General features: G+C 49.8%; 19 protein-coding genes. 13 read left to right on the top strand and 6 right to left on the bottom strand.

All coding sequences use genetic code 11. The features are described 5' to 3' along the window. The first annotated feature begins 70 nt into the window (after nt 1–70). The gene (locus EHW58_RS01060; RefSeq protein WP_046075806.1) at nt 71–1,003 is read left to right on the top strand and encodes a LysR family transcriptional regulator; all 933 of its coding nucleotides are present in this window, start codon (nt 71–73) and stop codon (nt 1,001–1,003) included. Here EHW58_RS01060 and EHW58_RS01055 read toward each other — a convergent pair. Beyond that, nucleotides 939–1,100: a DUF2256 domain-containing protein gene (locus EHW58_RS01055; RefSeq protein ID WP_074214700.1), complete on the bottom strand. Its 162-nt coding sequence runs from the start codon at nt 1,098–1,100 to the stop codon at nt 939–941. The two genes, EHW58_RS01060 and EHW58_RS01055, sit on opposite strands and share 65 nt — an antisense overlap. After that, complete coding sequence (locus EHW58_RS01050) at nt 1,090–2,664, bottom strand: deoxyribodipyrimidine photo-lyase (RefSeq protein ID WP_152794083.1); 1,575 nt, start codon at nt 2,662–2,664, stop codon at nt 1,090–1,092. The genes EHW58_RS01055 and EHW58_RS01050 overlap by 11 nt, the downstream gene beginning before the upstream one ends. Before the next feature lie 239 nt (nt 2,665–2,903). Here EHW58_RS01050 and EHW58_RS01045 point away from each other — a divergent pair, with 239 nt between their 5' ends. From EHW58_RS01045 to EHW58_RS01030, 4 genes are all read left to right on the top strand, one after another. Next, nucleotides 2,904–3,683 (top strand): ABC transporter ATP-binding protein, encoded by a 780-nt coding sequence (locus EHW58_RS01045; RefSeq protein ID WP_077666653.1) that lies wholly within the window; start codon nt 2,904–2,906, stop codon nt 3,681–3,683. After that, nucleotides 3,680–4,543, top strand: a complete 864-nt coding sequence (locus EHW58_RS01040) for an iron-siderophore ABC transporter substrate-binding protein (protein ID WP_152794080.1) — start codon at nt 3,680–3,682, stop codon at nt 4,541–4,543. The genes EHW58_RS01045 and EHW58_RS01040 overlap by 4 nt, the downstream gene beginning before the upstream one ends. Beyond that, entirely contained in the window at nt 4,540–6,510 is a 1,971-nt protein-coding gene (gene fhuB / locus EHW58_RS01035; RefSeq protein ID WP_152794078.1) for a Fe(3+)-hydroxamate ABC transporter permease FhuB, read from the top strand. The genes EHW58_RS01040 and fhuB overlap by 4 nt, the downstream gene beginning before the upstream one ends. Nucleotides 6,511–6,597: 87 nt before the next feature. Next, entirely contained in the window at nt 6,598–7,332 is a 735-nt protein-coding gene (locus tag EHW58_RS01030; RefSeq protein ID WP_152794076.1) for an SDR family NAD(P)-dependent oxidoreductase, read from the top strand. 17 nt (nt 7,333–7,349) lie between these two features. Here EHW58_RS01030 and EHW58_RS01025 read toward each other — a convergent pair whose 3' ends face one another. Then, nucleotides 7,350–7,655, bottom strand: a complete 306-nt coding sequence (locus tag EHW58_RS01025) for a DUF6482 family protein (protein ID WP_152794074.1) — start codon at nt 7,653–7,655, stop codon at nt 7,350–7,352. A gap of 221 nt (nt 7,656–7,876) precedes the next feature. Here EHW58_RS01025 and phhA point away from each other — a divergent pair, with 221 nt between their 5' ends. Then, nucleotides 7,877–8,749 (top strand): phenylalanine 4-monooxygenase, encoded by an 873-nt coding sequence (gene phhA / locus EHW58_RS01020; protein ID WP_152794073.1) that lies wholly within the window; start codon nt 7,877–7,879, stop codon nt 8,747–8,749. Beyond that, the gene (locus EHW58_RS01015) at nt 8,742–9,083 is read left to right on the top strand and encodes a 4a-hydroxytetrahydrobiopterin dehydratase (RefSeq protein WP_046075811.1); all 342 of its coding nucleotides are present in this window, start codon (nt 8,742–8,744) and stop codon (nt 9,081–9,083) included. The genes phhA and EHW58_RS01015 overlap by 8 nt, the downstream gene beginning before the upstream one ends. 179 nt (nt 9,084–9,262) lie before the next feature. Here the strand turns inward: EHW58_RS01015 and EHW58_RS01010 are convergent, their stop codons facing one another. Next, entirely contained in the window at nt 9,263–9,451 is a 189-nt protein-coding gene (locus tag EHW58_RS01010; RefSeq protein WP_152794071.1) for an ATPase, read from the bottom strand. A 182-nt stretch (nt 9,452–9,633) separates the two neighbouring features. On the opposite strand from EHW58_RS01010, the gene EHW58_RS15970 reads away from it, so the two are divergent. The 5 genes from EHW58_RS15970 (at nt 9,634) to EHW58_RS00985 (ending at nt 19,641) form a co-directional block, all read left to right on the top strand. Then, the gene (locus EHW58_RS15970; RefSeq protein WP_172969900.1) at nt 9,634–10,842 is read left to right on the top strand and encodes an HDOD domain-containing protein; all 1,209 of its coding nucleotides are present in this window, start codon (nt 9,634–9,636) and stop codon (nt 10,840–10,842) included. A gap of 2 nt (nt 10,843–10,844) precedes the next feature. Beyond that, the gene (locus EHW58_RS01000; RefSeq protein ID WP_152794069.1) at nt 10,845–14,327 is read left to right on the top strand and encodes an ATP-binding protein; all 3,483 of its coding nucleotides are present in this window, start codon (nt 10,845–10,847) and stop codon (nt 14,325–14,327) included. A 123-nt stretch (nt 14,328–14,450) separates the two neighbouring features. Beyond that, on the top strand, nt 14,451–15,488 hold the full coding sequence (locus EHW58_RS00995; protein ID WP_152794067.1) for an efflux RND transporter periplasmic adaptor subunit: 1,038 nt from the start codon (nt 14,451–14,453) through the stop codon (nt 15,486–15,488). Beyond that, nucleotides 15,485–16,579, top strand: coding sequence for an efflux RND transporter periplasmic adaptor subunit (locus EHW58_RS00990; protein ID WP_194163193.1), 1,095 nt, complete (start codon nt 15,485–15,487; stop codon nt 16,577–16,579). Before EHW58_RS00995 ends, EHW58_RS00990 begins: the two co-directional genes overlap by 4 nt. Further along, nucleotides 16,576–19,641 (top strand): efflux RND transporter permease subunit, encoded by a 3,066-nt coding sequence (locus tag EHW58_RS00985; RefSeq protein WP_152794063.1) that lies wholly within the window; start codon nt 16,576–16,578, stop codon nt 19,639–19,641. Before EHW58_RS00990 ends, EHW58_RS00985 begins: the two co-directional genes overlap by 4 nt. Nucleotides 19,642–19,951: 310 nt before the next feature. On the opposite strand, the gene EHW58_RS00980 is transcribed toward EHW58_RS00985, so the two are convergent. Both EHW58_RS00980 and EHW58_RS00975 read right to left on the bottom strand, forming a co-directional pair. Further along, nucleotides 19,952–20,434 (bottom strand): PaaI family thioesterase, encoded by a 483-nt coding sequence (locus EHW58_RS00980; protein WP_046075817.1) that lies wholly within the window; start codon nt 20,432–20,434, stop codon nt 19,952–19,954. Between the two features lie 106 nt (nt 20,435–20,540). Further along, nucleotides 20,541–21,071 carry an NUDIX hydrolase gene (locus EHW58_RS00975; RefSeq protein ID WP_158011367.1) on the bottom strand — a complete coding sequence of 177 codons (531 nt, stop codon included), beginning with the start codon at nt 21,069–21,071 and terminating at the stop codon, nt 20,541–20,543. A 133-nt stretch (nt 21,072–21,204) separates the two neighbouring features. Here EHW58_RS00975 and EHW58_RS00970 point away from each other — a divergent pair, with 133 nt between their 5' ends. Then, nucleotides 21,205–22,524, top strand: coding sequence for a DEAD/DEAH box helicase (locus tag EHW58_RS00970; RefSeq protein WP_046076061.1), 1,320 nt, complete (start codon nt 21,205–21,207; stop codon nt 22,522–22,524). Nucleotides 22,525–22,853: the final 329 nt, after the last annotated feature.

Genomic DNA, 22,853 nt, shown 5'->3' with positions numbered 1-22,853 from the left:
ACATTGTGAAAACTTACTACAGTTAAGTAAAATACATAATAAATCATTTTTCATTCTGTTTTAGAGAACGATGAGCCGACTCAACTACCATCATTTATATTATTTCTGGCAGGTGGCGCGTCACGGGAACCTGACCCAGACCGCCCGTCAGCTGCATATTTCGCAGTCGGCGCTGTCGTCGCAAATCAAGCAGCTTGAACAGGCGATGCAGGTGCAATTGTTTGAGCGCCAAGGTCGTACGTTGACGTTGACCGAAAGTGGCTATCAAGCGATGAACTATGCCGAAGAGATATTCCGCCAAGGGGAAGAGCTCGAGCAGTTGCTATCCAGCGGCGGGGCCCTGTCCAGTGCCACGATTCGCATTGGCACCTTATCCACCATGTCGCGGAATTTTATCGAGCAGTTTATTCAGCCATTGGTTAATCAACGAGAGTGCCGCTACGTGTTGCAGTCGATGGATCAAACCGGCTTGCTCCATGCGCTGTCTGATCACCAGTTAGATTTGGCGCTAACCAATATTGCGGTGCGGGGCACCAACAAACAGATTTGGCAGTATCAGCAATTGGCTCGCCAGCCGGTCGCTGTGATTGGTTGGCCGGGTAAAGCTTTGTCGCCGACCTTAGACGCCAGCTACCAGCATCAAGCGTGGGTGTTACCTTATGGCGATAACCCGATTCGCTCAGGGTTTGATGCCATCTCTGCCCAGTATCAACTCAAGCCTTACATCATGGCTGAAGCCAATGATATGGCGATGCTGCGCCTATTAACCCGAGACAATGACGCGTTGGCGGTGATGCCCGAGGTGGTGGTTCGCGATGAGCTAGATAGCGGCATGCTCACCCGCTATGCTTTACTGCCGAGTGTGTATGAGCCGTTTTATGCGGTATCGATTAAACGTCAGTGGGTGCATCCGCAACTTAGCTCGCTGCTAGAAGCGTTTAGATCTTCGCCGCTCGCGCATGGCGACGACCTTCGCGACGGCAACGGTCAGAGCAATACCTAACCTCGTCCCAACAGCGCGCCCACTTTTTACGCCATGTAAACGGCCTTTCGCACGTCAAACATACCTTACTGGGAAGATGTGGCTTTTTATGCGCCATCTTGGTTGTCTCCAGTAGACTGAGTGGCAGGTGAACGTGATTTTTGACTGCGCTTGTCCGCGTTCTCAGAGCTATTTGTTCGCTCAGGGCTGTTTGTTGGCTCAGGGCTGCTTGGACGCACATGGGTGGCGAGGATCCGTGCTTTCTCGATACGAACGGCGTCTTGTTGACGAAACGACCATAAAATATCTCGCGCACGTTTGCCGGTTTGTTCGATATCGACAATGGGTTTCGGGTAGTCTTCGCCAAGCACCACGCCGTACATCATCGCTTCCATGTCGGTCATTTGCCATGGGGTGTGGATCAAACTGTCGGGCAAGGGAGAAAGCTCGGGTAACCATTCACGAATAAATGCCCCCTCGGGATCTTGCTCCTGCGATTGTTTCACTGGGTTATAAATACGCAAGGTATTGGCGCCTGTCACACCAGCTTGCATTTGAAATTGGGGGTAATGAATACCGGGCTCAAAATCGAGAAATAACTGCGCGAGGTGATGCACACCGCGGCGCCAATCAATCAATAAATGGTGGGTTAAAAAGCTGACCAGCATCGCCCGCATCCGAAAGTTGATATAGCCAGTGACGTGTAGGCAACGCATACAAGCATCGACGAGCGGATAACCGGTATTACCTTGTTGCCATGCGCGCAGGTGCGCATCGCTCTGCGGACCATTTGCGTACTCAAAATGTAAGTAGCCTCGATTGACGGGCCGATGCTCCATGTGGTGCTCGCTTTCAAATTTCTGCATAAAATGACAGTGCCAATGCAAACGCGACACCATAGCTACCAGCGCTCGCCGCCAGCCTTTTTTCTGCCAATGGAGGAGGGTGATTTGATACATCTCGCGCAAGCTGATGTTACCCCATGCAAGATAGGGTGACAGTCGGGTACAGCTTTTGCGGCTGGCGAGCGGTTTAGAGATGTGGCGTTGATAGCGTTGTCCGCGCTCGCGGAAAAAAGATTGCAAGGTTTTATACCCCCAACTCGGCCCGCCGGGTTGAAAGCGTGGCGCGGGAGAGTCCCAATTGTGGTGATCGAGCGCGGGTAGCGTGAGTGATGCGTTTAGCCAGCGCGCTTGTTGCCAATCAGGATCGGCAAGGGGAGCGCGCATCACCTTTTGCCATTCAGTGTCCCAATCAACCCGATTTTTAGCGCCGCGGATCACCGCCCCAGTGGGGGATTCATGCCACGGGATCTGATGGCTCTCCAGCCATTTTGCCACCGCTTTATCACGAGAAAATGTCGCGTCGACGCCAATTTCTTGATGGCTGTACACCGCGCCAATGGCCTGTTGCCGGTGGATGGCGTCGAATACTGAGAGCGCCTCTCCTTGGCAAATGGTGACGTGACCGCCCAGTGGTGCGAGCTGTTGATTAAGATCGCACAGCGATTGCCAGACAAATCGCCAATGGCGTTCACTATGGTGCGGATCGTTAAGCAGCAGTGGTTCAAACAGGTACAGGATCACCAAGGGGCGCCCCGCTGCAATGGCGGCTTGTAATGGGGCATGATCCCGCAGGCGTAAATCGCGTTTTAGCCACACAAGGCTGATGGGCGCGGACATAGGGCTCTCGACAGTCGCAACAACAATTTATATTTATCCATGGGCGATACGAGGCTGAATGACGCTTGGATCCCTGAGAGGGACTTGGTTGAGGTCTAATTTCTCTCATTAACAAGCGCTAAGCACACAAAGCGAAATCAAAATGGTTTGCATTTGCCTTTTAAGCATCGGAAAATTAGCGCTCTTAGAGATAACGGGCAAGTGCTACGCGCTTGTGTTTGCAATAGTAGGATCGAGATATGTTAGAGGCAAAGGACGTTGCGTTTGCCGTCAACGGAAAAGTGTTACTCGATAAGGTGAGCTTGTCGTTTACGCCCGGAAAAATCTGTGCGTTGGTCGGGCATAATGGCTCGGGTAAGTCGACGTTGATAAAGCTGTTAGCGCAGCAACAGGCAACCAGCAGCGGGCAGATCGCATTAGACCAAAAGCCCTTATCAAAATGGTCGGAAAAAGCCTTTGCGCGCGAGGTGGCGTATTTGCCACAGCATTTACCGGCAACCGATAACTTAACTGGGTATGAGTTGGTCAGTTTTGGTCGCTATCCTTGGCATGGCTTGCTGGGGCGGTTGACCAAAGCCGATCACCAAGCGATTAACGAGGCAATGGCGCTCACTGGCACCCAAGATTATGCCGATCGCTTGGTCGATACCTTATCGGGGGGCGAGCGCCAACGGTTGTGGATTGCGATGCTGCTGGCACAGCAAACGCGTTACTTACTGCTCGATGAGCCGCTATCTGCACTGGATGTCGCCCACCAAGTCGAAGTGATGACCTTGGTGCGCAAACTCAGTCGAGAGTTGGATAAGTCCATCATTATCGTGGTGCACGACATTAATATGGCGGCACGTTTTTGTGATGAAATTGTCGCGCTGCACAGCGGACAAGTCCTGACTCAAGGCGCGGTCAGCGATGTGTTTCAAGAGTCGGCCCTCAAATCGATTTATGGCATTGAAATGCCGATTGCCGATCATACCGCCGGCTATGCGGTTGCTATGCCGGGGGAGTTATCGCCGGTATGATCAAGTCCTCTTTTTTGACGCTTGTGGTCTGGCTGACCGCGGCCATGATGCCAGCGAGCGTCAGCGCATCGCCTCGTATTCTTTCGCTGGATTGGACCCAAACTGAAACCTTGTTGGCCTTAGGGGTGACGCCCGTCGCGGTCGCGCAAAAGGCGGATTACAATTCGTGGGTGAAAGCCCCGCCCATTCCAGAAAAAACCGTCGATATTGGGCTTCGCACCCAGCCCAACATGGAGCGTTTGGCCGAGCTTCACCCCGATAAAATTCTGATTTCGCCCATTTTTAAGGCAATGAAGCCCAAGCTAAGCACCATTGCGCCGGTCAGCTCAATTCCTCTGTATGAAAGCGGCCTAAGCTGGGCGTCGCTCAAAACCGTGACGCGGAAAATTGCGCGCGAGGCCAACCGTCCGGAGGCCGGTGAAACCTTGATTGCCAATGCGAAACAGCAATTAGCGAGCCTGCGCGATACCATTCCCGGCGAACAGCCACCGCTGTTGATGATCCAGTTTCTGGATGCCAATCATGTGCGGGTGTTTGGGACGAACAGCTTGTATCACGCCGCTATCAGTGAATTGGGGCTCAGCAACGCGTGGCAAAATACCACCAACAGTTGGGGGTTTAGCATGGTCTCCACCCGCGAGCTGCTTGACCTTGATGCGCAACTAGTGATTGTGCGCCCGCTCCCCGCGGGCGTCGAGCAAACCCTTCAGACTAATATGTTTTGGCAATATTTGGTTAAACATACGGGGCATACGCCATTGATGATTGATCCGGTATGGAGCTTTGGCGCGATTCCGTCGGCGTTACGTTTTGCCCGCCTTGTGACCGCAGCATTGATCGAGCAAGGAGGGCAGTCATGAAACTGAACCTATTATGGGTGCCCTTGGCGTTATTGGCGGCACTGTTAAGCCTCGCAACAACTCAGTTGGGGCAGTGGAATGTGAATGCATCCATGCTCTGGCAGTCGCTGTGGTCGCTGGATGACAGTGCGTCGATTGGCGTTGTGATGCATTTAACCTGGTGGCCGCGCTTGGTCACCGCATTGCTGGCGGGGGCGTGTTTGGGGCTGGCCGGTACCTTGATGCAACAGGTATTGCGTAACCCCTTGGCCTCGCCCTCGACGCTGGGGGTGGCGAATGGTGCCAGCTTGGCGCTGATGCTAGCTACGCTTTATGCCCCTCCTTGGCTACTGACTTGGTCGAGCGCGATGGTGGCGATGTCTGGCGGGGTGCTGACCATGCTGGTGGTGTTTGCGCTAGCATGGCGACGCGGCCTATCGCCCACCGTAGTGGTGATCGCGGGGTTGATTTTAAACCTTTACTGCGGCGCGCTCAGCACCGTGCTGCTGCTGATGAATCAAGAAGCGCTACATGGCATGATGGTGTGGGGCGCGGGCTCGATGGTGCAAACCGACTGGCACAGTGTGCAAGCCTTACTGCCGCGTATTGGATTGGCGGTCGTGTTGATCCTTGCCTTATTAAAGCCGCTCAACGTCCTGAGCCTTTCAGATGAAGGAGCAAAAAGCTTAGGCGTATCACTGGCTAAAATCCGTGTGATTGCACTGGGACTATCGGTACTTCTGACCGCGTGGGTGGTCAGCTTAATTGGCGTGATTGGCTTTGTCGGTCTCGCCGCGCCCGCGATTGCGCGCTTATGTGGCGCTCGCAAGCTCATCACCCGATTGAGCCTAGCGATGATTTTAGGCGCCTTGATGTTGGCAGCCACCGATTTGGCTGTCCAGCTGTTACCCGGCCGCCGGGCAATGATGGTGCCCACGGGCGCCGCCACGGCAGCGTTAGGTGCGCCGCTATTATTGTGGCTGTTGCCACGGGTATCGCTGGGCAATCGTCAACGCCAACAGATGCAATCGGGATCGCCCGCACCGCGTCAGGATTGGCCACTAGGCCGAACGTTGATGTTACTTGTGTTGGGTGTGGTGATTTTTGCCACTGTATCGCGTCAAAGTGAGGGCTGGCAGTGGCTGGCGCTCAGCGGCGATTGGTCCTTGTTGGAATGGCGCTTGCCACGCTTGCTGGCCGCGGCATTGGCGGGTGGTGTGCTTGCTGTTGCGGGTGCCGTGCTTCAGCGTTTGAGTGCTAACCCGATGGCGAGCCCTGAAGTGATGGGGATCAGTGCTGGTACGGCGCTGGGACTGATTGTCACCATTTTTGCGGGCATGGGCGCATCTATGCTGAGCTTATATATCGGCGGTCTAATCGGTGCGGGGGCGACCTTGGCGTTGATTGTGCTGCTTAATCGCAAAACCGGCTTCCAGCCAGAAAAGGTGTTGCTCACTGGGGTGGCCATAGCCGCTCTAATGCAAGCGGTACAAAGCTTTTTGATGGCGGGTGGCGATCCTCGCGCATATCAAGTGCTCGCGTGGATTTCAGGCTCAACCTACTATGTGACTGACAGTACGGTGACCACACTGGCCTTGGTCGCTGCGGTGCTGATGGCGCTAGGGTCAATGTGTCAGCGTTGGCTCGATATTTTGCCGCTCGGTGGCGAAACTGCTCAATCACTGGGGGTTAAGGTAGGGCGTGCCCGCATGCTGTTGCTGGCCCTCGTCGCGGTCATGACCGTCAGTGCCACCTTAGTGGTGGGGCCGCTCAGTTTTGTCGGCTTGATGGCGCCACACATTGCGCGTAGCTGGGGAGCGAAAAATGCCCGGGCGCATATGATCACCGCCGGATTGATTGGCATGGGATTGATGCTGTTTGCAGATTGGCTCGGACGACAATGGTTATATCCGCAAGAAATGCCAGCTGGGATCATTGCCTCCTTGATTGGTGGGCTCTATCTGATGGTTGTGCTACGTAAGCTTTAGTTTTAACACTCGGTGATCGACAGGATTGCCTCATCCCTAACTAAAGAGATGCAGTTTGCATCTCTTTTTGTTTGAGGAGCCAAGAGAATGAACAGTGATTCCATGCAGCGTGTGGCGGTTGTCGGCGCAGGCGGCGCGATTGGTGAAGCGTTTTGCCGCGCATTGCTCGACAAGCCATCCATTCAGCGAGTCTTCGCCCTAGGGCGTCACCCCGCGCCACTTGCTGAGATAAGTGAAAAGGTGGTGCCTGTGGCGGTGAACATTCGCGATGAAGCATCAATACAAGCAGCGGCCGAGCAAATCGACGACAATAGTTTAGATGCGGTGATCATTGCCTCGGGAATGTTGCATGACGATGCGGTCAGCCCAGAAAAGCGGCTCGCGGCGTGCAGTAGTGAGGCCATGCATCAGCTCTTTGACGTCAACGCCGTCGCGCCGCTGCTATTGAGCAAGCACCTCGCGCCCAAATTGAAACGCAACGCCGAGGCGAAGCTTGCCATTTTGTCGGCGCGCGTGGGCAGTATCAGTGATAACCGTGCGGGCGGTTGGTACGCCTATCGCGCAAGTAAAGCGGCGGTGAACATGTTGATCAAGTGCATGAGTATTGAGCTTGGCCGTCAAGACAAATCATTAACCGTGGTTGGCCTGCATCCGGGGACCGTCGATAGTCGTTTATCCGCGCCATTCCAAGCCAATGTTAAGCCCGGTAAATTATTCAGCCCGGCTCAATCGGCTGGCTATTTGTTGTCGGTATTGGATGGCCTCGATAGTCGTCATACTGGGCGTCTGTTTGCGTGGGACGGGGAAGAAATTGCCCCATAGGTTGGGGCATTGTTGCGTTATTTCCAATGCAATGGCTGCTCGAGGGTCGACAAAGGCTTTTCCGTGCCAAGCCCTATCATTTCATCATATGCCGTGTCAGTGACTAATACATATTGCGCGGCATTAACCCATTCAAAATCATCTTTTACCGCCAGCAAGCTGCGAGATAAATAGGGTTTATCGCCTTGATAAATTAGCTTCTGCTCCACCGTATCGCCGTGACGTAAAAAGGCGATGGCTTGATATAACATGCCATCAATGCCACGGATCTGAATCTTGTCAATGTTGTCGCAATTTATCAGTTCGCTCAGTTGTAAATTCATCACTCGTCCTTGCAGTCAGGTCTTTTCAAGATACTACGAGCCATGCAAGCACGCGGATCCCTCGGGGGTGAAGCATTGGCTAAAGCAGCAGCCTTTTGGATGTGTAATGTAAAATAAATGTTACGCAAAGGTAAAATTAAAACCGCAGTGAAGAGATGATTTTCTCTGCAAAGTCGACGTAATCTGTGAGTAACGGAGACATTGCGTAAGGCTAAGGGCCGCTGTTTACGCGCGATTTTTACGCCAGACAACGACACAAGGCGGTGAACGTGAAACAGAGTAAATACGAATCCAAACCAGTTGATGAGCTGGGTCGTGTAGCCTGGTCGGCACAAGAAAACGATGTATGGCGCCAGCTAGTTACGCGGCAGCTTGCATGTATCAAAGATAAAGCGTGTCAGGAATATCTCGACGGGTTGCGAATGCTGGATTTGCCGCATGACATGGTACCACAGATCCCAGATGTGAATGCCGTGTTAATGCGAGAAACAGGTTGGCAAGTGGCTCCTGTGCCTGCATTGATCGATTTTGACCATTTCTTCGCCTTGCTGGCGGATAAGAAATTCCCAGCGGCGACGTTTTTGCGCACCAAAGACGATTTCGATTACCTGCAAGAGCCGGATTACTTTCACGAGATCTTCGGTCACTGTGCGATGCTGACTCACCCAGCATTCGCTGAGTTTACCCATATGTACGGCCAGCTCGGTAAGCAAGCCACGCCCAAAGAGCGCGTTTATCTTGCACGCTTATATTGGTTTACGGTCGAGTTCGGTTTGCTCAGTGACTCGCAAGGCAATCGCAGTATTTATGGCGGCGGGATCTTGTCTTCGCCGGCGGAGACTGAGTACGCCTTTAATAGCGACAAAGCGATGCGTAAGCCTTTAGAAGTGATAGATGTCATGCGCACGCCATACCGGATTGACATCATGCAACCCATTTACTTTACCATTGAGTCGATTGACGATTTATTTGCCATCAGTCAACGTGATTTGATTGCTGATGTGCATCAAGCGATGGAACTGGGCCTTCACGCGCCTTTGTTTCCGCCCAAACCGAAAAAGACAGAACAGCAAAAGGAAACGCAACATGTCTGAACTAACTGAGTTGAAATGTGAAGCCTGCGATATTGATGCCCCTTTGGTCAGTGCTGAGGAAATGCCAGCGCTGCTTAAAGACATTCCGCAGTGGCGTAAAGTAACACGAGATGGGATTGATCAGCTCGAACGTGAGTTCACCTTCCGCAACTTTAAGTTGGCGTGGGCATTTGCCAACCAAGTGGCTGAGCTGGCTGAGCAAGAAGGACACCATCCCGCTATCTTACTGGAGTGGGGTAAAGTGACCGTGACGTGGTGGTCGCATAAGATTAAAGGCCTGCACAAAAATGATTTTATTTGTGCGGCGAAAACCGACGGCATTGCTCCTGAGTAAACCAGAAAAACGCCCCGAGTTTGAGCTCGGGGCGGATCTGTGTCGATAATCTTCTGTCTATCCTAGCCACGCAAGTATCAACCCTGCGCCGCTAATGCCTTTCATTATCATCTCTCGGCATCTTCTTCGTAGAATAAGATAAATTTTAAAAGTGACGCGGTCACGTTTTCGTGTTGTTCTTACTCTTCTTCATCGCTTGTGTCTTTTTGCTTAACGACAAAATACTGCGCGAGAATTTCGTCTGTGAGCTCACCTTTCTCCTCAAGGGCTTTGAGTTTTGCCACAATCGCTTTTTGTTCGTCGAGCGATGGCAAGGTGTCCGGCTCATGCTCGGGCGCGTCATCGGCAAGTTGATTCAAAACATCCATAAATATACCTCGTGATATGCTTAGCGCAGAGCCTAGCAAAAATCGTGATTTTGCCCAAGCAAAAGACGAGCACGTCCCAAGTAGTTGGACTTAACACACTCAGTTATATCAAAAAAAAGGCGCCATAAGTCATACCTTTGGTCTACGTTTGTAGTAAGGGATTGTTTTAAGGAGAGTGAGTTGTGAGTGAAATTTTTTTTTCGTGCCAGCCCATCTTTGACGAAGCGCAGAACCAATGGGGCAATGAGCTTCTGTTTAGGGAAGGTCAAGAAAACAAGTTTCCTTCAATTGATGAAGATACGGCGACATCGCGCATTCTCAGCGCCAATTTTCTATCAGGGAAAGAACTCGATGATAGCTTGCGATACGTGGTGAGCTTTTCGGAGGCGGCACTGCTTGATGAGATCCCCTTTTCTATTCCAGTAAAATCTTTGGTGATCTGTGTCACTGCAAAGTGCAATGCGACGCCAATGCTAGTGAAGCAACTGGAGTCTTACCGGAAAGCAGGCTTTACCATTTTAGGAGAGAGTGATGTCTTCTCGAGCCGCTGGCAAAGGCATCTGGACTTATTCGATGTGGTGCGGGTCAGTATGGCAACAGAAAGCTTGAACGAGTGGACCGCAGCGATTTCGGACTATGCCCAGACGCGTTTTATGGCAAGTAAAGTGGAGAGCAACGAAGAGTTTGTTTTGGCTAAACAGCTTGGGTTTAGCTTGTTTCAAGGATACTTTTTCGAACAACCTCAAATTAAAAGTCATAGCGATGTGGCACCCTCAGTAATCAGTTTACTGGATGCGTGTATCGTGATTAATCGCAGCCCTCATGATATCGATGAAATCACAGAGGTGATCTCTCGCGATGTCTCGTTGCTCTACAAAGTCGTCACAAGCGCCAATATCTTAGCGAAGTCAAAAAAGAAAGCGATCACTAATCCCAAACAAGCGGTGGTGTACTTGGGGTTAGAGTCATTGCGGCGGCTGATTTCTCTGCTGATTATGTCTAACATGAATCACCAAGAATGCTCACACTTGCAGAATGCGGCCATTCTTCGGGCCATTTTTATGCAGCAAGCAGGCCCATTGATGAACGACTTGGACCCTGATGAAGCTTTCTTGGTGGGCGCTTTTTCACTCCTAGACGCGATGTTAGGTGTTCCAATGGAGGATGTCGTAGAGCAACTTGCCCTAAACCAACAGGCAAAACAAGCATTACTATCACGTGCAGGTCCTTATGGTGACCTTTTGGAACTATGTAAACATATTGAGCATGCGAATTGGGATTGGGTTGGGTCACTGTGTGAAAAAATGTCGCTAAGAGAGCGTGCGGTTTTAAAAGCGTTTGATAAAGCCCGATACCAAACCCAAATCCTGGCGGCGACAATGCAGGTGTGATCATGATGAATAAAGTAGGTATGCGGCTCGCTGTCATTTTAATTGTATTAGCAACCTTACTGTTGGGTGTGTTTGGTTATTACAATTATCATGTTGCTAAAGGTCGGCTTGAGTCTGATATGAACCAAGACATTAATTCTATCACTCAACGCCTAAAGCAACGAATTCCTACTTTGATGTGGAATTATGATTTTAATAATGTTCAAAATGACTTAGACAGTGAAATGGGCTCTCGTTATGTCCACCGTCTTGAGCTGACGGATACCAATGAGCAATTTCGTTATGTGACTGACTCTAAAGGCATGCGGTCAAGTGATGAGCTAAAAGAAATCAACGTTCCCTTGGTTTATGATCAGGGAGAGCAACCTGTGGATGTAGGTCGACTGATCATTTATCAAGACAGTCGCTATATCGATAAAGAGCTTAACACAGAAATACTTCGCACTGCGACGCAAATCATTCTACTGAACTTGTTGGTTGGTTTTTTTATTTGGAAATACGCTAAGCAAATTAATCGAGCAGAACAAAGCCGTGCGTATTTAAATACGGTGATTCACAGTTACACTGATGCATTATTAGTGCTCGGTGATAAACACAGTATTATTACCATTAATGATTCGGCTAAGAAACTATTCGAATTAGAATCTGTGCCCGATGAAGCGATCAGCCTATCGACGATTATCTCTCGCGTAAGCCCTAATTCGCGCGGCTATTTTTCACAAGCGCTTTATGGCCTCGGTGGACAGTTACAGCGGTCGTACGAGATAGATACGGATCAAGGTGTCCGTATTGTGCAGGTCAAATCAACCCCCATTAAAGATGAAGATCCTAGAGCGCTGAACGTAGCGATTATTCGCGATATCACAGAACAACACCTGGATAAACAGAAGGTATCTAAAGGGGCCGAGCTTTTTTCTGCAATGAAAAGCTTACAAGATAAGTTTCTTATCAGGGAAGACTTTGGTAAGAGCTTTCAGGATGTCTTGCAGGTACTGCTAAGGATAGGCGAAAGTAATCATGGCATTATTGTTGAGGTAGGCCATAACGACGAAGAAGCAATAAAGAACAACTTGCCTTATAAAGTGCTGGCACAAACGCGATTGGTGAAAAATGAGTTTATTGGTGAAGAGTTTGTGCGAGGGCTCATTGAGGAAATTATCGAGACCAAGCAAAGCAAACGTAGTCTGCAAATGGCGAGTGTGGCGGGGAATAATCAGAAAATGATTATTAACGTCTACGGTACGCCCCTATATATGTCTAGCCAGATGGTAGGGGTGGTGTGCTTGTTTGACGAGTCGACCACTTATAATGAAGAGCTTCAGGGGTGGATCGAGCCGATACTATCAAGTTTGAGCGCTATGGTGCACTTTGTGCAGCAGAAGGCGCTTAATGACATGATTTCAAGGGAAATGGCACGGGCTAAAGAACAAGCCGAGCGAGCAAATGAATCGAAGACCAATTTCCTGGCGATGATGAGCCATGAGATCCGTACACCGATGAATGGCATTGTTGGCATGTCTAATCTTTTGATGGAGACCTCGCTCAATCAGCAGCAACGCTATTTTGTTGATACCTTACAGCACTCTTCGACTGCACTGTTGAATATCATTAACGATGTACTCGACTTAACCAAGATTGAAGCCGGCAAGATGACGCTCACCAAACAGTCATTAGATCTGGCGGAACTTGTTCACGAATCCTTAAGTATTTTTACCGCAAAAGCGGCGGAAAAACAGTTGCGCTTACATTGTTATATCGATCCTGATATGCCCTGTGACATTGAATTAGATGCCATACGTTATAAGCAGGTGATCATAAACTTGGTCGGCAACGCCGTTAAGTTTACAAAGCAGGGGCACATTGCCGTGCGCTTATTCCAACGGCAAGCAGGCGATGGTTCGGTCACATTGGTCATGGAAGTAGAAGATACAGGGATTGGGATCCCGGAAGACCGCCACGAAGCTATTTTTGAGAACTTTACGCAAGTCGATAATTCGTATTCACGTTCTTATCAAGGCACAGGACTGGGCTTGCCTGTCTGTCGTAAGCTTTTACGCCTAATGGATGGTGATATCTCTATCCGCAGTCGAGAAAACCAAGGCACGACTTTCACTGCAGAAGTACCCGTGACGGTGGCGAATACTGACTCGACATTGATGTCAAGCTACGAGCCTGACGAGAGCATGACAGATAGCAAGGTTTACCTCGTGTCTGAAGACGCCATTTTGATAGAAATACTATCGACCTATTTAGAGCGTCTAAAGTTGGATTTAATCAACTATTCGGATGGCAGTGAGATAGCTTTTGATAACTCGAACCAATCAGTGTTGATGATCGATCAGGACAAAATGCAAAGCTGTCAGCGTTTGATCAGTCAAGCACATAAATCGATTGCTATCAGCCATGATGGCCATCATGACACTGGCATGGCGACGCTGACCTGTCCGATTTATCACGTTGAATTGTATCGTGTATTGAACGAGGATGAGAATGCATTGACAGAGCCTGAGCCCGTGGCTGGGCAGTATGATGATATTCAATTCAATCTCAACGTTCTAGTGGCCGAAGATCACTTGGTTAACCAAGAATTGATTGACATTATTTTGTCCAAACTGGGCTGTCAGCGTGCGCTTGCCGTCAATGGTAAAGAAGCGTTAGAACTTCACAAGTCTTCGCCATTCGACATCATTTTAATGGATTGTCAGATGCCAGAAATGGATGGTTTTGAGGCGACACGAGAGATCCGAAAATTCGACAAAACCACGCCCATTTTGGCTGTGACAGCTAACGCGCTCTCAGGCGATGCAGAGCGTTGTGTGGAGGCGGGAATGAATGGGCATCTCGCTAAGCCATTCAGTAAAGATCAGCTCATTGAATTGTTGCTCCTATATGCGAATCCAGATGCGGTCAGTTATGGTGATAAGCATACTGACGAAGAGGAAACAAGGTTGGATGATTTGGCCAGTGAGCACTTTACAGATGCATCCATAGATACAAACTCCTTACCAGAACCAGAACCAGAACCAGAACCAGAACCAGAACCAGAACCAGAACCAGAACCAGAACCAGAACCAGAACCAGAACCAGAACCAGAACCAGAACCAGAACCAGAGCAGTCATCCGGAGGGAGCACAATGAGCGATACCTCACCCCCAATTGATATCCAGCATGTCAAAGACCAGATCGGTGATAGCATGGACTTGGTAAAAATGCTGCTTGATAAGTACGTAAAAAACCAAACGAATGATTTAGAGGCGTTGAAGGCCGCGTTTGCAGAGCAAGATATCGGCAAGATCAAAAAGCTTGCCCACAAAATGAAGGGGGCAGCGGCAATGATTGGAGCCAAAGAGCTATTACAAACATGTCTTGAGTTGGAGAAATCACCGTATGATGAGTTGGAGGCGCTACACCCCTACCTCCAGCCGATAGAGGATCAGACAACACGCGTGATTCAACAGGCAGAGCATCTATCTGAAACATCTTGATACATTATTCGGCACTGGTTAGCATAGCGGTTAGCGCGGAATAAGATAAAAACAATGACCCATCAAAGACCTAGGGCCTGGCAAACGCTGTCGGAACCTGGGTTTTATTGTAAGGAAAAGCTGATGATAAAGCGTTTTGTATTGAGCGGTTGCCTCGCTCTCGCCCTAGCTGGCTGTGGTGAACCCCAGGTGTCAGCACCGTCTGAAACACCGCCTCGACCCGCCAAGTTACTGACCGTAGTCACCAATGAAGATGGGCTTGCCCGCCAGTTTCCAGCTCAAGTTGAAGCGGATGATAAAGCTTTACTCTCATTCCGAGTGTCAGGGGTGATTGAGTCAATGCCGGTCAAAGCAGGTATGGATGTCGCGAAAGGGCAAGTGCTGGCGGCGTTAGACAGCCAGCAGTATCAGCTGCAATTAGATAAGGCGCGTGCGCAATATCAGCTTGCTCAGGTACAATTTAATCGTGCCGAACGCCTGCATAACGATAAAGTAATTTCCGAACAAAGGTTTGATGAAGCCCGCTCGGCACTCAGTGAAGCGGCGGCTGGCCTAGAGCAAGCGCAAACTAATGTGAATTATACGCAACTAAAAGCGCCGTATGCGGGAACTGTCTCACTCCGAATGAAAGAGCGTAATGAATTCGCTCAAGCGCAAGCGCCAGTGTTACACATTCAATCTAAAGATATTATTAATGTCAGTTTCCAATTACCAGAGCGCTACTTTCACTATTTTGCTCAGCATGTTGACACACTCGTGCCGAAGGTGTCATTTGATACCCATCCATCGCGACAGTTTCCTGCACAGTTTAAAGAAATCGACACAGAGGCGGATCCCAAAACCGCCTCTTACCATGTCACGGTGAGTTTAAATCGGCCTGATGCCATCAATGTATTGCCAGGCATGGCAGCAAAAGTGCATGCCACTATTCCTACCGAGTCACAAACGCAAATACCGGACTCTGCTTTGCTCGACGCAAATGGTGAGAAAGCCGTGTGGCGTGTCAGTCGACAAGGAACCGTTAAGTTGACCCCAGTAACCTTGCGTGAAGGAAAGGTTGTTTCAGGCCTTGAAAATGGCGATGTCATTGTCGCAACTGGCGTCAGTGCGCTTAAAGAAGGTGACCGTGTGAAAGCATGGGTGAAGGAGAGAGGACTATGAGAGCGATAAAAGCCATGTTTGGTCTGCTCGCAGTTAATGCGCTGTTTGGATGCGAGCCCGCAACTGATGCTCAACCGGCGCCTTTGCCTGTGGTAACCACATTTACGGTGAGCCAACAGCAACTGAATGAACGAATCTCTTTTCCCGCGGTGGCAGCGGCGGCTGATAAAGCGACACTCGCTTTTCGCGTGCCAGGTGAGATCCAAGCCATTAATGTCAAAGCGGGCGATCGCGTGACGCAGGGACAGGTATTGGCACGTTTGGAGCCTACGGATTACCGCTTAGCGGTAGAGAATGCCAGTGCACGTTTTGATGTAGCCGATTCGCAGTATCGGCGCTCAGCCCCCTTGGTAGAGAAAGGCATGCTTGCCCAGTCGCAATTTGATGAGTTAAAAGCGCAGCGCGAAATAGCGCAAGCGGAATTGGCACTGGCCAAGCTTCGTTTATCTTATGTTGCGCTCAGAGCGCCAGCTGACGGGGTGATATCTAAGCTGAATGTTGAGCCATTTGAAACCATTGCGCCAGGACAAGGGATCATGAATATTCATGACGCCTCGCGTGCTGATATTCGTGTGCAAGTGCCGGATGTGTTATTCACCCAAAACACGGGCGCGAGTGCAGAAGAAGTGCAAGATCGGCTACAACCGAAAGTCTTAACTCAGCAAGGACAGTCTTACCCAGCCACGATTGATGAATATACGGCAGAGCCGGATCCGAGCAGTGGTGCTTTTGTAGTGACGCTAACCATGCCCATGCCAAAGGAGCAGTTTATTTTAGATGGCATGCCCGTACAGGTCAGTATTGCGAGGGAAGGGTTACAACTGACACGCACCGGACTTTCCGTGCCCATCGAAGCGGTGTTTAACCAAGACGGGGATCCACTGGATCGAGACCACAGTTATGTATGGATTTATGACAGCGCCACACAAACCGTGGCGAAACAGCAGGTAACGATGGGGCGCATTCATGGTCAGCGGCTAGAAATAACCCAGGGTGTGTCTAAAGGAGATCGTATCGTGGTGGGAGGAACCAATCACCTGTCTGAGGGGCAAAAAGTGACGCTGGCATCGAAAGAGGAAAATGCATCATGAAGCAGGGTGTAGCGGGATATTTTATTCAAAATAAAGTGATTAGCTGGATGATCACGTTGATTTTCCTGATTGGTGGCACCCTTGCATTTTTGGGGTTAGGGCGGTTGGAAGACCCTGCTTTCACCATCAAAGATGCGATGGTGGTGACCAGTTATCCAGGTGCCACCCCCCAACAGGTGGAAGAAGAAGTCACTTATCCGCTGGAGAAAGCGGTTCAGCAGCTGACCTATGTGGATGAAGTGCGTTCGATCTCCAGTCGTGGCCTGTCCCAAATCACGGTCAAAATGAAACCCAAATACCGCGCCGATGATTTACCACAAATTTGGGATGAGTTGCGACGAAAAGTCCATGATGCGCGTGGGTCGCTTCCTCCCGGTGTCAATCCGCCACAGGTGAAAGATGATTTTGGTGATGTGTTTGGGATCATGCTAGCCGTCACTGGCGAAGGGTACGGCTACAGCGAACTGAAAGACTATGTTGACTTTTTGCGCCGCGAGCTTGAGCTTGTTGATGGCGTAGGCAAAGTGCAAGTCAGTGGCACGCAGCAAGAGCAAGTCTTCATTGAGGTCTCGATTCAACGGTTAAGTAGCTTAGGGATCTCACCGGACACCTTGTTTAATTTATTGGCGACGCAAAACCTCGTGAGTAACGCAGGGGCATTGCGTGTGGGTGATGAATATATTCGCATTCACCCAACTGGGGAGTTTTCCTCCGTGGATGAGTTGGGCAACTTGATCCTGACCGAAGCTGGGTCACAGGGGCTGATTTACTTACGTGACGTTGCCGAGGTAAAACGTGGATATCAAGAGGTACCGCAGCAGATTATTTCGTACAACGGCAAACAAGCGCTACAGGTAGGAATATCGTTTGCTGATGGTGTGAATGTGGTAGAGGTCGGCGACAGTGTGGATAAGCGTCTCGCGGCGTTGAACAGTGATCAGCCCGTGGGAATCAATGTCCATCATGTCTATAACCAACCCAATGAGGTCGATAGCTCAGTCAGCGGATTTGTCTCCAGTTTAGGCCAAGCGGTGGCGATTGTGATTATCGTGCTGCTCTTCTTTATGGGCCTGCGCTCAGGACTACTCATTGGTTTGGTGTTATTGCTGACGGTACTGGGTACGTTTGTATTCATGTACTACTTCGAGATTAACCTGCAACGCGTCTCTCTCGGGGCGTTGGTCATTGCCCTAGGGATGTTGGTGGATAATGCCATCGTGGTCGTCGAAGGGATACTAGTGGGCTTAAAGCGAGGACGAACCCGTCTACAGGCGGCTCACGATATTGTGACGCAAACCAAGTGGCCTTTGCTGGGTGCGACAGTGATCGCGGTAACGGCGTTTGCCCCGATTGGCTTGTCAGAGGATGCAACGGGCGAATACTGCGGCACCTTATTTACAGTGTTATTAATCTCCTTACTGTTAAGTTGGTTTACCGCTATCACGTTAACGCCTTTCTTTGCCAGCGTGTTCTTCAAAGAAACACCGCTTGAAGAAGGGGATGAGGGCAGTGATCCCTACAACGGGATTCTGTTTGTGGTGTATAAACGTTTTCTTACCGCCTGCATGCATCACGCCTATATCACCTTGTTGGTGATGGTAGTGGCACTGGGGGCCAGTATTTATGGCTTTGGTCACCTCAAGCAGTCGTTTTTCCCTGACTCCACCACGCCCATGTTTATGGTCGACGTTTGGTTGCCAGAGGGCACCGATATTCGTGCCACACAAAGTACACTGGATGAGGTGTCGAGCTGGCTGAGTAAACAACAAGGCGTCAACTATGTCTCTACCAGTGCCGGACAAGGTTCGCAACGTTTTATGTTGACCTATTCACCGGAGAAAACATACGCCGCTTATGGCGAGCTGATCGTCCGCGTTGACCAATACGAACATGTTAAACCCACTATGGGCATGGTGCGTGAGCATGTTCGTAGCCAGTATCCAGATGCGCAGCTTAAACTGAAGCCCATTTCCTTAGGGCCTGCGACTGGCTCGAAAATTGAAGCGCGTATTTTTGGTTCAGATCCCACCAAGTTACGCGCGATTGCTAAACAAGTAGAAGCGCGATTGCATCAGGATCCTGATGCGGTAAATATTCGCCATGATTGGCGTAATCGCACCAAAGTCCTTGAGCCGGCGTTTAATGAAAGTCAGGCACGGCGCTATGGCATCACCAAAAAAGATGTCGACGAGTTGCTGACAATGACATTCAGCGGCAAACGGATTGGTGTTTATCGGGATGGGACCAACCTTATGCCGATTGTTGCTCGATTGCCCGATGAGGAGCGCGTGAATATCAATACCTTAGAAGGGATGAAAATATGGAGCCCGGTATTGAAAGACTACATTCCTTTGCAGCAAGTCATTCTCGATTACGACATGCGTTGGGAAGATCCGATTATCATGCGCAAAAACCGCAAAAGAATGCTCACCGTGTTGGCCGACCCCGATCCGTTACGGGAAACCACCGCGGCGACCTTACTAAGCCGCGTGCGCACTGATATTGAGTCAATTCCTCTGCCTGAAGGTTACAGCATTGAATGGGGCGGGGAGTACGAGTCTTCCAAAGAGGCGAAAGAGGGCTTATTTAGCATTATGCCACTTGGTTATTTGTTTATGTTCTTGGTCACGATATTGCTGTTTAATTCCGTGAAAGAGTCATTGATCATTTGGCTGACGGTTCCCTTGGCGGTGGTTGGGGTCACCACAGGATTGCTGTTGTTGGATACCCCGTTTGGTTTTATGGCGCTCTTGGGCTTTTTAAGTTTGAGTGGAATGCTGCTCAAAAACGGTATTGTATTGATCGATCAGATCAATATCGAAGTGGCCAGTGGTAAACAGCGCTATCAAGCCGTCGTCGATGCGGCGGTGAGCCGGGTACGCCCAGTGTGCATGACGGCCATTACCACTATCTTAGGGATGCTTCCTTTATTGCCGGATGTTTTCTTCCGGCCGATGGCGGTGACGATTATGTTTGGGCTCGGGTTTGCCACCGTGCTGACGTTGATTGTGGTGCCTGTGCTATATCGTATCTTCTACCAAATTCGCTATCACCCTGAATAATCCCACCTTAAGCACCGTTTTGACGGTGCTTTTTTGTTTCAACCTTAAGACAAAAGCGCCTGTGTATAACTTGAATTTCATCCACAAAAACGGTTGATAACTCGGTGAATTTCACCGCAATCTCGCGATTTTATCGGCGTTGTGTAAAGTCAATAATATAAGGGAGAATTCAGAACCAAAGTCACAATGATGCTAGGTATTATGTAACTGGTTGATTATATTGTAGTGATAACCAAGCCAGTCTATTGACGAGACAGACTGGCTGAAGGCGTGACAAACAATAAAAAGAGACAAGTGCGGTGATGGGGGATTATTCGCCGATTTTTTTGACCGATAGCGTCAATTCAAAGGTCGCCATAGGCTCATCCCCGTGTAAGCTTGGGCATGTGGCCACAATGGTGACAGGCTGATTAACGCGATGACCCGTTTCGATTGATTCACTGATCATCTGGTTAATCTTGTCTCCATCAAGACACGTAAACACCACGTCATCCTCTGGTCGTTTATGAAAATCAGCGTTGACGGATTTAAACGCTAAGCTAATTTTAACCCCGCGTTGCTCGGCCATGGCCATGGCAAGAAAGCCACCTGCGACATCAGCGCCAACTGCCAACGCGCCGAAATACATACTGTTGAGGTGGTTTTTGGTACGTCGCCCCAGCGGGATTCGCATCGTGACATGCTTATCGTCGATGGAGAGGATCTTGGGCCGACACCAACCGATCATGGGTACTTTTAAAAAGCCAAACAACGACAAATGTTGATTAGCGCGTGCTAACGGAGACGAGAACATAGACACTCCTTGTTATCTGGTCGTACCTGTTACGCTACCTTGGTGTTCAATTTGCCGTCAACATCTTGTTAACAAAGTTGTGGCCTAGTGCTTTATTTTTCAGAGGTTAGACGCCCATTGTCGGGATCAACCCATTAAATAGGGCACGGAGAATAATGGCGCAGGTTTTGGTGTCTGTGATTTGTCCATTTGCAACGAGCGCCTGTAACTGGGAAGGGCTCACCCAATAAGGCGCAATAAACTCATCGTCATCTAATTGCGTTTGGGTGGGAGTGAGCGCTTGGGCAATATAAAAATACTGCACTTCATCGCAAAACCCGGGCACAGGGTGAGCGATGCCGAGAAAATGCCAGCGAGTCGCCACATAACCGGCCTCTTCTCCTAACTCTCTTTTGGCGGCTTCTAGCGGTGGCTCCTTCGCTTCCAGTGTGCCCGCAGGCGCTTCGATAATCCATTGATTGATGGCAGGACGAAATTGTTTGAGCAGCAGTATATTGCCATCTTCTGACAGAGGTAATATCACGGCGGCACCAGGGTGGCGTATGACGTGGTGTACGTGGTGCAGACCATCAGGTGTCTGTGTATGGGTTTCCACCAAGCTGAGCTTTTTCCACTGGTAGCGTAGTGTGTCATTCATGTTAGCGTGGCTCTCCATTCGTGGCGTAATCAATATTTTTGGTGCGGTGTTTTTTGCTAAAGTATGATAGCATTCGCCGCCTTAATTGGCGTGTGCACGCCTTTTGCTTTTGATTGACCTTTGGAGTGATACCTTGCAATTTGACGATCTGGGACTCGATAGACGCTTACTATCGCTTATTGCCCACCGTGGATTTGAACAGCCAACAGACATTCAACGTCAAGCCATCCCCGTTGTCATGGCAGGCAAAGACTTACTGGCCTCTTCAAAAACAGGATCGGGGAAAACGCTGGCGTTTTTGTTGCCAGCTATGCAGCGTGTGTTGCGTTCTAAGCCCCTCAGTCGTCGCGATCCGCGTGTCTTGATCTTGGCGCCGACCCGTGAGCTAGCAAAACAGGTGTATGGTCAGCTGCGTATGTTGACCAGCGGCACCAGCCACAAACCGGCCTTGGTACTCGGTGGCGAGAATTTTAACGAGCAAGCGAAGGTGTTTCGCCAGTCGCCAACCTTTGTGGTCGCGACGCCAGGTCGATTAGCTGATCATCTTGAACAACGCCACTTGTCTTTGTCGGGATTGGAAATGCTGATTTTGGACGAAGCGGATCGTATGCTTGACCTGGGCTTTAAAGCGCAGCTCGACGCGGTTAACCAACATGCGGATCACCGTTTAAGGCAGACACTGATGTTTTCTGCCACTTTGGATCATCAGCAAGTGACAGACATCGCCGCGGGGATGCTCAAGTCTCCTAAACGTATTGCCGTAGGGGAAATTGAAGCGCTACATAGCGATATTGAGCAACATTTTGTGCTGAGTGATCACCTCGACCATAAACATGCGCTGCTTGAGGAACTGGTAAAAGCTAATGCGCATAAGCAAGTCATGATTTTTACCGCGACACGCGCTGACACAGAGCGTTTAGCTGAACGTTTTTCTCAGGCTGGCTACCAAGCGATTGCACTCAGTGGTGAATTGAACCAAGCCACACGCAGCCGGATCATGAACGAGTTTGAGCGTGGATTTCATGAGGTTTTGGTGACCACGGACGTGGCATCGCGAGGTTTGGATTTAATGAATGTGTCTTTGGTGATCAACTTTGATATGCCAAAGCATGCGGAAGAATACATTCATCGAGTAGGGCGTACCGGTCGTGCTGGGCAGCAAGGATTGGCTTACTCACTGGTAGGGCCTAAAGATTGGCGTAGTTTTAAAAATATCGAAGGTTTTTTACAGCAAAAACTCGACTTTACTAAGATTGAAGGCTTTGAAGGAAAGTTCAAAGGCTTTAAAGAGAAAAAAGCTGAAAAAGCAAAACCTTCAAGATCAGCTAAACCCAAAAAAGCACCCGTTAAGAACAAGAAAAAGGCGCCAAAAAAGCGAGATAGAAGCTTTTATACCAATGTGCCGGTTGGTGATGCGCCTTTGGTAAAAAAGAAGTCCAAACCTGAGTCTTAATCGAGCTGTAATGGCTGAGCGTGTTGGCGCTGACCATTAAACACTGACGCTTCCGCTATGCCAAATGGTGTAGCGGAACCTCTCGACTACGCAATATAACGATTGCTCTGCCACTTTACTGTTACTTTTAAGACATAGGCCGAGTATCAAACCTCTCTCCACGATTTATCTCTGTCTTTGCCTCAATATCGTGGCAACTTCCCTAGCTAAAGGCGTCATTGGTTAAATGTGATGTATCGCTAACAGTGAAAGCTGCGCTTTGTCGCACCACAAGGTGTTAAGTGATGAAACTTTATGCGTTCAACTGTCTAGTTGGCCAAAAAACTCAC

Source organism: Salinivibrio sp. VYel1 (assembly GCF_009377945.1).
GTDB classification, from domain to species: Bacteria; Pseudomonadota; Gammaproteobacteria; order Enterobacterales; family Vibrionaceae; genus Salinivibrio; species Salinivibrio siamensis.
Note: the sequence above shows the minus strand (reverse complement) of the source record. Positions and strands in the feature narration are given on the sequence as shown.